This is a genomic window from uncultured Nonlabens sp. (genome assembly GCF_947495285.1).
GTDB lineage: Bacteria > Bacteroidota > Bacteroidia > Flavobacteriales > Flavobacteriaceae > Nonlabens.
This window is the reverse complement of record NZ_CANLXZ010000001.1, coordinates 70661-83205: the sequence shown is the minus strand read 5'-3', so window position 1 is coordinate 83205 and position 12545 is coordinate 70661. Positions and strand designations below refer to the sequence as shown.

At 36.7% G+C, this 12545-nt stretch carries 6 protein-coding genes; 3 read left to right on the top strand and 3 right to left on the bottom strand.

The annotated features are described in order from the left end of the window. The first annotated feature begins 12 nt into the window (after positions 1-12). From Q0838_RS00380 to Q0838_RS00370, 3 genes are read left to right on the top strand one after another with little or no spacing between them, the layout of a single operon-like run. Positions 13-1605 (top strand): RagB/SusD family nutrient uptake outer membrane protein, encoded by a 1593-nt coding sequence (locus Q0838_RS00380; protein ID WP_366941996.1) that lies wholly within the window; start codon positions 13-15, stop codon positions 1603-1605. An 18-nt stretch (positions 1606-1623) separates the two neighbouring features. Continuing rightward, on the top strand, positions 1624-2739 hold the full coding sequence (locus Q0838_RS00375; RefSeq protein ID WP_298950043.1) for a SusF/SusE family outer membrane protein: 1116 nt from the start codon (positions 1624-1626) through the stop codon (positions 2737-2739). 59 nt (positions 2740-2798) lie between these two features. Next, complete coding sequence (locus Q0838_RS00370) at positions 2799-5531, top strand: alpha-amylase family glycosyl hydrolase (RefSeq protein ID WP_298950040.1); 2733 nt, start codon at positions 2799-2801, stop codon at positions 5529-5531. A gap of 541 nt (positions 5532-6072) precedes the next feature. Here Q0838_RS00370 and Q0838_RS00365 read toward each other — a convergent pair. The 3 genes from Q0838_RS00365 to dnaE form a co-directional block, all read right to left on the bottom strand. Beyond that, the gene (locus tag Q0838_RS00365) at positions 6073-7002 is read right to left on the bottom strand and encodes a DUF58 domain-containing protein (RefSeq protein ID WP_298950037.1); all 930 of its coding nucleotides are present in this window, start codon (positions 7000-7002) and stop codon (positions 6073-6075) included. 458 nt (positions 7003-7460) lie between these two features. Continuing rightward, positions 7461-7781 (bottom strand): thioredoxin, encoded by a 321-nt coding sequence (gene trxA / locus Q0838_RS00360; protein ID WP_298950034.1) that lies wholly within the window; start codon positions 7779-7781, stop codon positions 7461-7463. A 141-nt stretch (positions 7782-7922) separates the two neighbouring features. Continuing rightward, the gene (gene dnaE, locus Q0838_RS00355; RefSeq protein WP_298950031.1) at positions 7923-12272 is read right to left on the bottom strand and encodes a DNA polymerase III subunit alpha; all 4350 of its coding nucleotides are present in this window, start codon (positions 12270-12272) and stop codon (positions 7923-7925) included. Positions 12273-12545: the final 273 nt, after the last annotated feature.

Below are 12545 nucleotides of genomic sequence, written 5' to 3'. Positions count from 1 at the left end.
AAAAATATGAAAATGTACAAATCAATAATCTTTTTGTTTTTCGGCCTTATTGTTTTTACAGCGTGTGAAGATGCGCTTACGGTAGAACCTAGAGATAACCGAGTTACAGAAGCAGAATTATTTCAAGACCCAGCCACTTATCGTGGTATTATTGCAAAGGCGTATGCTGGGCTTACCGTAGGTGGGCAAGCTAGTGGTGATGGAGATGCAGACATTTCAGGAATAGACGGTGGATTTTCTAACTACCTAAGAATATACTGGAACATGCAAGAACTTACAACTGACGAGGCAATCATTGCATGGAATGATGGAACAATAAAAGATCTTCATGGTCATGTATGGACAGACGGTAATGAGTTTATCAACGCTATGTTTGCAAGAGTAAATTATCAAATAGCTGTTTGTAATGAGTTTTTAGAGCTTAGCACAAATGCAAAACTAGATGAATATAATATTCCTGCTGATGTAAGAGCAGATGTTGCTAACTATAGAGCAGAAGCTAGATTCTTAAGAGCCTATTCTTATTACCATGGAATGGATCTTTTTGGAAAAATGCCATTCAGATTAGAAGGTTATGATCCAACAACTCTTCCGGAAGTAAGGTCTAGAACTGAACTTTTTGAATTCATCGAGGCAGAATTACTTGCTATTGAAAATGATATGGTTGCACCTCGTATGAACGAATATGGTAGAGCTGACCAAGCTGCGTTATGGATGGTTCTTGCAAAAATTTATCTAAATGCTGAAGTATATACAGGAACAGAAAGAAATACAGATGCTATCACTCAATTGAATAAAGTGATAAATGCTGGCTATACCATTCCTTCAGTTCCATACGCATATAGTTTCCAAGCTGATAATGATCGCAATGGTGCTGAAAGTGAGTTCATCTGGACGTTGAACTTTGATGGTTTAAACACACAAACCTTCGGTGGAACTACTTACTTAACCCATGCACCAGTAGGTGGAGAAATGGATCCTGCAGAATTTGGTATCAACGGTGGTTGGGGTGGAATAAGAACAACGCCACAATTTGTAGAGTTATTCCCGGGAGAAGAAAACTCTGCCGACACTAGGGAGACTTTCTTTACCGATGAACAAGAAAAGTCTATTGCAGATGTAGGTCGCTTTAAAGATGGATATGCTATTCAAAAGTTTAAAAATGTGAATGTAGATGGAAGTGCAGGTACAGATACTGTAGGTGACTTTGTAGACATAGATTTTCCAATTTTCCGTCTAGCAGATGCTTACTTGATGTATGCAGAGGCCGTAGTTAGAGGAGGTGCTGGTGGAGATATCAATACTGCCCAAGGTTACATTAACGAATTACGCGAGAGAGCTTATGGAGACAGTAATGGAAACATTACCGCAGGACAAATAGATCTTTCTTTCATACTGGATGAAAGAGCAAGAGAATTACATTGGGAAACACATAGACGTCAGGATCTTATAAGATTCGGTCAGTTTACCACTTCTAAGGTCTGGGAATGGAAAGGAAATGTTCAAAGTGGTACCACCACACCTGCATTCAGGAACATTCTTCCTATTCCAGCACAAGAATTAAATCTTAATCCTAATCTACAACCACAAAACCCTGGTTACTAATCTTATAAATAATCTAAAATGAAAAAGTTTTCTATATTAATGTTATCATTTATTGCTATTATAGCAATGGTATCATGTGATGACAATGACAGCGAAGAATTCACGATCAACACTAATACATCTGGAGATATTGCTCTTGTTCCTGGCAGCAATTCTTTTGAAGTAACTGAAAGTAATGGTGACGACCTGGCCGAGCGCTTTACCTGGAACCCAGTAGCTCTAGAAGTACCTACTCAAATTAATTATGTACTACAGTTAGACGCAGAGGCTGGTGATTTTTCTGCTCCACAAGTACTTGGAGCTACTACAGAAACTAATGTGGCTGTAACTTATGAAACTTTAAATAATGCTGTAAGTCAATTAGGTGGTGAAAATGGTATTGCTTCTAATTATAAAATTAGAGTTGTTGCCTCTGTTACAGATCCTGCAGTAGATTCTATAATTTCAAATGAAGTACTAGCGATCATAACGCCATTCACTGCTTACCCATTTACAGATCTTTATTTTGTGGGAGCTGCAACGGCACCAGGATGGAATAATGACAGTGACAACCCTGCTCTTTTTAGAGATCCAGCAAGTGACAATACATTCTACTATACTGGTTATTTTGAAGGTGATGCTTTTAAGATTTTAACTTCTCCAGGTTTCTGGCAACCACAGTACGGTGCAAATGGATCGGACGTAGGTCTTAACGACGGTGATGGTGACGACCCAGGAACATTCTCTATTCCAACTGCAGGATACTATGATTTTGTAATAGATATTACAGGAGTAACAAATACAGATGCAGGAAGCTCAAGTTTTTCCATTACAGAAAACACAGCTGCTGCTGCAGCGCCTACTTATACAACCATAGGATACATAGGTGATAGTACACCTGGTGGATGGGATGCAGACACTGATATGGTACAATCCTCATTTGATCCTCACCAGTGGAGCGCTAGAGACGTAACGCTTGTTGCAGGTGAAATGAAATTTAGAGCAGAAAACGACTGGACTACTAACTGGGGTTCTGACACAGAATTAACTGGACAATCAGAGTTGAATGGTGCAAACATTCCTATCTCTCCAGGCGTATATGACATCTTTTTCAATGATTTAGATGGCCGTTATATCTTGATTCCAGTACAATAAACATCGATTAACAAATAAAGGGCTTTAAACAGCCCTTTTTTTTGCTTTAAACTTAAGCTATGAAAAACTATACTCTGGCTTTGATGGCCTTTATGAGTTTCGCTTTCGCGAAAGCGCAAGTAACAACAACTCCATCAACACCTACACAAACAGATCAAGTAATATTAAACTTTGACGCTACTGGTACAGCATTAGAAGATGAGACCGGAACTCTATATGCCTATACCGGTGTAACCATAAATGGGCAAAGATGGCAAAATATTATCGTACCCACCTTTAACGATAATAATGGCGCGCCGCAATTCACCTATACTGGTACTGGTAATATCTATACACTAGATCTAGGTACAAGCATCAATCAATTTTATAGTGTAGCACCAGGAGATGTCGTTTCAGAAATATCACTAGTGGTTAGAAATGCCGATGCTACATTACAAACCACTCCAGATATATACCTTGATGTTTTTTTACCAGGATTAAATACAACGATCACCTTCCCACAAGATGGTGCTGTCTTTAACCTCAACCAGAGCATTACCATAACAGGTGATAGTTCTCAAAATGCAAATTTAGATTTAAGCGTCAACTCTACGAGTATAGCGACTACCACTGCTAGTACTATAAGCAGTCCATACACATTTAGCACATCTGGCTCTTATGACATTACGATAAATGCATCTAACAATACAGAGTCATCTAGCGCTAGTGTTAGCGTCTTTGTGCCTGGTACTACACAAAACTTACCACGTCCAGCAGGGTTAAAAAATGGAGTTAATGAAAACGTAGACGGTAGTGTTACCTTTTTACTGGCCGCACCACTTAAAAACGATGTGCTTCTACTAGGTAGTTTCAACAACTGGAATCTAGACACTACATATCAAATGAATAAGGATGGTGATTATTTTTGGATTACTTTACCTGCAACAGCATTTACTGCTAACACTGCGTTTATGTATCAGTACCTAGTTGATTTTGATATCAAAATAGCAGATCCTTACAGCCAGCTTATTCTGGACCCTGGAAGTGATCAATTTATCGTACCAGGAAACTATCCCAACCTACCTGCCTATCCTACTAACCAGACTACTGGCGATATTACCCTTTATACCTATCAAAAAACACCTTACAACTGGAATGTAACTAACTTCACAAAACCACAGAAAGAAAATTTAGTGATTTATGAGTTACTAGTAAGAGACTTTTCTGAACAGGACAGCTACCAGCAAGTCATTGATCGTATAGATTATTTAGAAACACTAGGAGTTAATGCTATAGAATTGATGCCTATCAATGAATTTGAAGGAGCAGACAGCTGGGGTTATAATCCTAAATTTCATGGTGCTCTAGATAAAACATATGGTACTACAGATAAGTTTAAAGAACTAGTAGATTTATGTCATTCTAAAGGAATTGCGATCATTATAGATGTAGTGTACAACCACGCTTTTAGTCAGAGTCCTCTATGTCAAATGTGGTGGGATGATGCTAACTTTAGACCAGCCACAAACAATCCTTACATGAACCCTACGGCACGTCATGATTTTAATGTAGGTTTTGACATGAATCACGAGAGCACTTTTACACGTGATTATGTAAAGCAAACTCTTCAGTTTCTAATAGAAGAGTATAAAATCGATGGATTCAGATTTGATTTATCAAAAGGTTTTACACAAAACAATACCCTAGGAAATGAACCTGCATGGAATGCGTATGATCAATCTAGAATAGATATTCTTAACGACTATCGCAATACCATATGGAATGAATATGGTAACGATGTTTATATGATACTAGAACATCTAGGAGATAATAGTGAAGAAACTGTACTGGCTAATGCTGGATTCATGCTATGGGGAAAAATGACAGATCAGTACAACCAGAACTCTATGGGATTTAGTAGCAATACAAATATTAGCGGCTCTTATTTTGGTTCACGTAATTTTAATGATCAACACTTAGTAGCCTATGCAGAAAGTCATGACGAGCAGCGCTTAATGTACAAAAACTTACAATTCGGTAATAACGCAAACACATCCTACGATGTAAGAACCTTACCTATTGCTCTAGAGAGACAAGAAGCTATCGCAGCCATGTTATACAGTATCCCAGGCCCTAAAATGTTATGGCAATTTGGAGAATTAGGTTATGAACAGGACATAAACCTTAATGGACGCACTGGTCGCAAACCTATTCCATGGACATTAGGTTATGATACTGACCCTAACCGTATGGCTTTATATAATGTGACAGCTACAATGATTAACTTAAAAACACTATATCCACAAACATTTAACTCTGTGGATAACGACCTAGATGTATCTGGAATAGTAAAAAGAATCAATCTTAATGGAACTGAATTTGATGCAGTTGTAGTAGCTAACTTTGGGATTACGGCTCAAAACGTAAATCCTAATTTCTCGCAAACTGGTACATGGTATGACTACTTCGGTAATAATACAGCTGTAAATATTACTAATACTACGGCATTGATTAACCTGCAACCAGGAGAGTACAAACTTTTTACGACTCAGCTATTACAAAATCCGCTGAGTAATGAAGATTTAATTCTCAATCGAGAATCTATAAAATTATATCCTAATCCGGCAGCAAATACATTTAAACTTTCTAAAGAAGCAGAATTAGTGCAAGTTTATAATACCTATGGTCAGCTTATTACTACTTTTAAAGGTACAAGAGATGTCTATAACATTAGCGCTTTAAAGCAAGGAATGTATGTTGTAAAAATCACGAACAAAAATAACACACAGGTAGAAAAATTAATAAAGATGTAATTCAGATCATCTTTCTAATCTTAAAAAAATATGATGTTTACAAAAAGAGGTGAACTATTAAATAAAAGGAGGTTCTTTTTTACTTTACTGAAGAGCATTGAATTGTTTACTATTTAAATTTTTAAATAATTATTTTCAGTCACCTTTATACTCTTTTCATAACACAATTAATTATATAAAGGCAGATGTCTATGTATACCAGGAGACTTTAATTTTATGATGACTTAGTAATAAGAACACACCTGTTACACTACCTTAACAGTACGTAATAAATTATGAAAAAAAATCTCTTAATCGTTTTATGACCTCTATACTGCGGCACTTACTAAAAATGAAAATTAAGACCATTTAAGTAAACACTAACTAGTTGATCGAGAACCATTATGACTTATAAGAGAATAGCGCAAATCGCCACCGTTGTATGGCTCAAAATAAAATACAATGGCAATTATGGAAGTAGATAAGTAAAGAAGGATGGTAACTAATCATTAAAAAAAGCGTGAATAATAACGCCTGACTATTAAAAAAAGCAGGCGTTATTTTATTTAAAAAGTTGTCTTTCTAAGAGGAAGGTAGTCATAACTACATCAAAGTTTTGTTGAATATCTACCGGCATGTATTTAATTCTATTTTGACCACAACGAACTCTTAATTTTTCAAAATATTCTTTTATTGCTTTTTGATAATCGGCTCTTACATTATCTGCATAAAGATTGATATGTTCTCCGGTTTCAACATCTGTATATCGTGTAGGCTTGTTAGAAAAATCAAAGTTGACCTCAGTAGCACTATCATAAGTATGAAAAAGCACCACATCATGTTTATTATACTTTAAATGCCTGAGCGCTTCAAAGAGCTCGTCCTCATGTCTATCGCTCTGAAACATATCAGTAAACAGTAAAATAAGAGACCTGCGTTTTATATTCTCTGCTATCTCGTGTAAATATTTATAGGTATCTGTAGTATGTGCACTAGGTTTTTCACTACTTACCCTAGTAAGCTGATCTAACAACATGTTGTGATGCCTCTCGCTACCTTTTTCTGGTGCATAATATTCATACTCATTTGCATAAATACTCATTCCGACTGCGTCCCTTTGCTTTTTAAGTACATTCATAATACTTGCCGCTGCAAGTGCTGTAAAACCTATCTTATTGAGGGATCCTAAGGCTTGTTTTTTAGATATAGGATAGTGCATGGAAGGACTATTATCTATGATAAGATGACAGCGCAGGTTGGTCTCTTCGTCGTATCGTTTTGTGTAGAGCTTATCTGTTTTTGCAAACAACTTCCAGTCTATATGACGCGTACTTTCTCCGGGATTATAAATTTTATGCTCTGCAAACTCTGCACTAAAACCATGAAAAGGCGATTTATGCATTCCACTTATGTATCCTTCTACCACCTGACTAGCTAGTAATTGTAAGTTTTTAAAGCCTGTGGTTTTATTGAGTTCCTTTTGTACATCCATAGTGTGAAGATAAGGAAACCATAATTATCTTAAATAATGATACTGCTGGTTTAATTTAGGAGCTTTATTTTATTCCGCTTTCGCGAAAGCGAATCCTAAAAAGGTATCCTTGTAGAGATGTTACTGATAGATTTCAACAACCCTTTTACCTCGATTTTTCCCTTCTTACAAATCAATCAATGCTTGTGGAATAGAATCAAAACCTTCTACAACCGTTTCTTCCTTTACCAGTGTCCCTTTATATAATCATTGAGATAACTGGGTCACACCTTCTAGGAAATGCTCCTGCTAATTGCTAATTTTATTTTCAAGGTAGCGCAAAATACCATAGAAAAGTATTAGGGAAATATTAAAATGATTGAACTTTTAAACAAGACTATGTTCCTTAATTCTATTCAAAAAAGAGCAAAAAAAATCCTGCTCGTACGAGCAGGATTTTATATCTTATATTCTGAATACTAGTTCAAAAGAGAATCTAGAGCATCTGTATAAGCATCTTTAGGAGCAACTCCTACCTGACGGCCTACTACTTCTCCATTCTGAAAAACTAAAACAGTAGGAATGTTACGTACACCATATTTAGCAGCAAATTCTTGATTTGCATCTACATCCATTTTACCTACTACAGCTTTATCAGCATACTCTGTAGAGACCTCATCGATTATAGGTCCTACCATACGACATGGTCCACACCATGCAGCCCAAAAGTCAACCAGTACTGGTTTATCACTTTTTAAAACTGTTTCTTCAAAATTTGCATCTGTTATTTCTAGTGCCATGTTATTTTCTTTAAATAATTTTATACAAATTTAAACAAAACTGACACCATACGCACAACTCTAGTATTGTAGTTACTTATATTGATATTTCAGTTTTTAATGCTTACTATATAATAAATACGTTAATCTCTCAAGAAAACATCAATTCACCCCATAGGTTATGTCGTTATCATCTAGCAACTGCAACAGTTGTGCAGTAACGTTTACCTTTTGTAATCTAGCAGACATATCAATAGAAATCTTTTCTTCATGATCTTTTAAATTAAAAAGAAGTCTGTGATCTCCTTGATGTTTATCTAATACGTCTTTTAATAGAGCAATGCGTTCCTCTAGTATCTCACTAACATGAAATTCTATAGTAAGTTTCTTTGCTGCTTGTGCCATGACATCTTGCAATTGTGCCATCTGAACAAATAAAATACGTGGGTCGCGCGGCTTACCAGTATTCTTATCTATCCAGCCTTGTTGTATTTTAACCTTGGCGTGTAAGAAACTATTAGGTACTAAAAAGTGTCTGAATTTTAAGTAATCCTCACCGAACATTCTGAATTCAAAGGAGTCCTCATAGTCCTCCATGGTAAAAATACCCCAGGGTTTATTTGCTTTACTCATCATATGACGTGCCTCAGATATTATCCCACAAAAGGTGAGTTCTCTATTTACTAGAGGAGTGAGGTCTTTCATGGCAGCGAGGTTTGCGTTACAAAAGAATTTCATCTCTCGTTTATAATCATCTAGTGGATGACCAGATATGTAAATACCTACTACTTCTCGTTCTCTTTTCAGCTTCTCCATCGTTCCCCAATCCTCACAAACAGGCAATTGCGGTTCTGGAATTTGTACCTCACTAGCCTCACCAAAAAGGCTTACTTGTGCACTATTCTCATTTTCTTGAAACTTCTGTGCATACTTCACTACTTGTTCTAAGAATATCTGTCCATTATCAAATTCATGAAAAAATTGAGCCCGATTCTCTCCACCTAATCCGTCAAAACCACCGCTTAGGGCTAGTGCTTCAAAAGATTTTTTATTTGCAGCACGCAAGTCTATACGTTTTGCCATATCAAAGATGCTCTTATAATATCCATCTTTTCTATTTTCTATAATAGTCATGACCGCACCATGACCTAAACCTTTTACGGCTCCCATCCCAAAACGTATCGCTCCTTTTGAGTTTACCGTAAATTTATAATTAGATTCATTTACATCGGGACCTAATACATCGAGTCCCATGCGGCGGCACTCGTCCATAAACTTAGTGACATCCTTTATCTGGTTCATGTTATTAGATAAAGTTGCTGCCATAAACTCTGCGCCATAATTTGCTTTTAGATAGGCTGTTTGATAGGCTATCCATGCATAACAGGTAGAGTGAGATTTGTTAAAGGCATAAGATGCAAAGGCTTCCCAGTCTTTCCATACTTTTTCCAATACCGTACGGTCATGCCCATTTCCTTCTCCAGCATCTAGAAATTTAGGTTTCATCTTTTGTAGGGTTGCCATTTGCTTTTTACCCATTGCTTTTCTCAAAACATCAGCATCACCTTTTGAAAAGTTAGCTAGTTTTTGAGATAGTAGCATTACCTGCTCTTGGTACACAGTAATACCATAAGTTTCTTTAAGGTATTCTTCCATGGCATCTAGATCATAAACGATCTCTTTGCGACCATGTTTACGATCAATAAATTCTGGAATGTATTCTAGTGGACCAGGTCTGTACAACGCATTCATGGCAATAAGATCGGCAAATTGAGTGGGTTTTAACTCTCTCATATATTTTTGCATTCCCAAACTTTCATATTGAAAAATGGCGGTAGTCTCTCCACGCTGGAAGAGCTCATAAGTCTTCTCGTCATCTAGCGGTATAGATTCTATATCTAGTTCTATTCCATGACGTTCTTTTATAATGGCAACGGTATCTTTAATCTGGCTCAGGGTTTTTAATCCCAAGAAATCCATTTTAAGTAACCCAGCACTTTCTACGACCTCGTTATCAAATTGAGTCACATAAAGATCTGAATTTTTTGCTGTAGCTACAGGTACAAAATTAGTAAGATCATCTGGTGTAATGATCACACCACAGGCGTGTACACCGGTATTTCTCACACAACCTTCTAGAATTCTAGCTTTCTGTATAGTTTCTGCGATAAGATCATTTCCCTCTGCAATACTTCTTAATTCGCGCACCATATCAGCATCATCCCCACGGAATTTGCTACCTATCTCATTATCTTCTAGGGCAAACATTTTCTTCAACTTAGCAAAATCAGGAATTAATTTTGCCACACGGTCTGCGTCTTGTAGCGGTAAGTCTAGCGCTCGTGCTGTATCTCTAATAGATGACTTTGCAGCCATCGTACCATACGTGATAATTTGTGCTACTTGTGACGCTCCATATTTCTCAATAACGTAGTCCATAACTTTATAACGGTTCTCATCATCAAAATCTATATCAATATCGGGCATGGATACACGATCTGGATTTAGGAAACGCTCAAAAAGCAAATCGTAATGTATAGGGTCTACATTTGTAATCCATAAACAATAGGCTACCACACTACCTGCGGCACTACCACGACCAGGTCCTACAGCCACATCCATATCTCTGGCTGCTTTTATAAAATCCCAAGTAATCAAGAAATAACCAGGATAACCAGTCTTTTTAATCGTGTCTAGCTCAAATTCTAGTCGCTCTTCTATTTCTGGAGTGATCTCACCATAACGTATTTTTGCACCTTCATAAGTGAGGTGTCTTAAATAGTTATTCTCACCATTCTTAGTATTATGAGTCGCATCATTTTCATCTACAAATTCTATGGGTATATCAAAGGCAGGTAACAGTACATCTCTTGCTAGCTCATATGCTTCTACTTTATCTACTACTTCTTGTACATTAAGTATCGCCTCAGGTAGATCTTTAAAGAGTTCTTTCATCTCTGGAGCAGACTTGTAATAATACTCCTGATTAGGTAATCCATAACGGTAACCACGACCGCGACCTATAGGTGTTGCTTGTTTTTCATTATCCTTTACACAAAGTAAAATATCATGCGCATTTGCATCTTCTTTGTGTATGTAATATGTATTATTAGTCGCTACTATTTTTACATCGTGTTTACGAGCAAAGCTTACTAACACCTCATTTGCACGGTTTTCATCTTCTTGACCATGGCGCATTACCTCTATATAAAGGTCCTCACCAAAGTGTTTTTTCCACCACAGTAGCGCTTCTTCGGCCTGGTTCTCTCCTAAGTTCAAAATCTTAGAAGGTACCTCTCCATACATGTTTCCTGTTAAAACAATTAGGTCTTGCCTATATTCTTCTACCAGTTTTTTATCTATACGCGGCATGTAGTAAAACCCATCTGTGTAGGCTTTACTTGCCATTTTTGCTAGATTGTGATATCCGTTTTTGTTTTTGGCTAGAATCACTATCTGGTATCCGTTATCCTTGTGTGTGCGATCATACATATCTTCACACACTTGAAATTCACAACCTATTATAGGTTTTATAGGTTCCTTTTCTTCTCCTTCATCAGCATCGGCCAGGGTAGCGTTATGTGTTTTTACAGCACGTACAAAATGAAACGCTCCCATCATGTTTGCATGGTCTGTCATGGTAACGGCATTCATATTATTTGCCGCAGCAGCTGTAACTAGATCTTTTACACTAGCAGTACATTGCAATATAGAAAACTGACTATGACTGTGTAAATGTGCAAAACTCGCATCTCTTAATTCATTTAAGTTCTCTTTGATTTCTGCCTTAGAAATCTCTGGACTATCGTTAGACTTTAATCTTTCTGAAGCTTTTTTAAGATTAACATGCTTTATTCCTACTGGTGCGATGGTTGTGGGGTTGCTTTCGCGAAAGCGTAAAAAATATCCATCTTCAAAACCTAGTTGTTCTAGCGAGAACTGTTCTTTTCTAAGTAATTCTAAGAAACAACGCGTTGTTGCCTCTACATCTGCAGTGGCGTTGTGGGCCTCTCCAAAGGGTTGATCAAATAGAAACTGGTGCAACTCTGTAAGGGTAGGTAACTTAAATTTACCGTATCGCCCACCGGGAATCTGACATAAATTTGCCGTGTGCTCTGTACAAGTATCTAGAACAGGTAGCTCTTGTAAATCGTTACCTATTTGAGTACGTTCAAATTCTGCTCCTGTTACATTAAGGTCAAATTTTAAATTCTGACCTACTATGAATTTTGTTTTACTAAGTGCAATATTAAACTTCTCTAACATCTCCACTAGAGGAATACCGTCTTTTTGAGCAAGTGCTGTAGAGATCCCATGTATACGCTCTGCATCATAAGGGATGTCAAAACCGTCTGGCTGTATCAAGTAATCTTGAGCCTCTATAAGGTTACCCATCTGGTCATGTAACTGCCATGCTATCTGTATAACCCTAGGCCAGTTATCTACATCTGTAAAAGGTGCGTCCCAGCGTTTAGGTAATCCAGTGGTTTCTGTGTCAAAAATTAAGTACATAAGCGAGTGTTCTAAATGATGAGATTACCTCTTTAAAAGGAATAGAAAAATTTATATATAAAACTGATTATCAATATAATGAAATCTGTAATCTAATTATTTTTCGGATTTTAAATATAGACCTTTGAGTTGCTTTTTAAAAATAGAGTTATAAACAATCTTAGTTAAAATTATAGCGATAAGAAAACTCTATAGACTACTGAAAAACAAATCTCCTTTTACTACAAGGTTACAATTATCACAATCTAGAAATAACTGGTGATATAAATGAAA

Coding starts and splice junctions, on each gene's coding strand:
- Q0838_RS00380 (WP_366941996.1), top strand. CDS start 13: ATGTACAAATCAATAATCTTTTTGTTTTTCGGCCTTATTGTTTTTACA.
- Q0838_RS00375 (WP_298950043.1), top strand. CDS start 1,624: ATGAAAAAGTTTTCTATATTAATGTTATCATTTATTGCTATTATAGCA.
- Q0838_RS00370 (WP_298950040.1), top strand. CDS start 2,799: ATGAAAAACTATACTCTGGCTTTGATGGCCTTTATGAGTTTCGCTTTC.
- Q0838_RS00365 (WP_298950037.1), bottom strand. CDS start 7,002: ATGGATGTACAAAAGGAACTCAATAAAACCACAGGCTTTAAAAACTTA.
- trxA (WP_298950034.1), bottom strand. CDS start 7,781: ATGGCACTAGAAATAACAGATGCAAATTTTGAAGAAACAGTTTTAAAA.
- dnaE (WP_298950031.1), bottom strand. CDS start 12,272: ATGTACTTAATTTTTGACACAGAAACCACTGGATTACCTAAACGCTGG.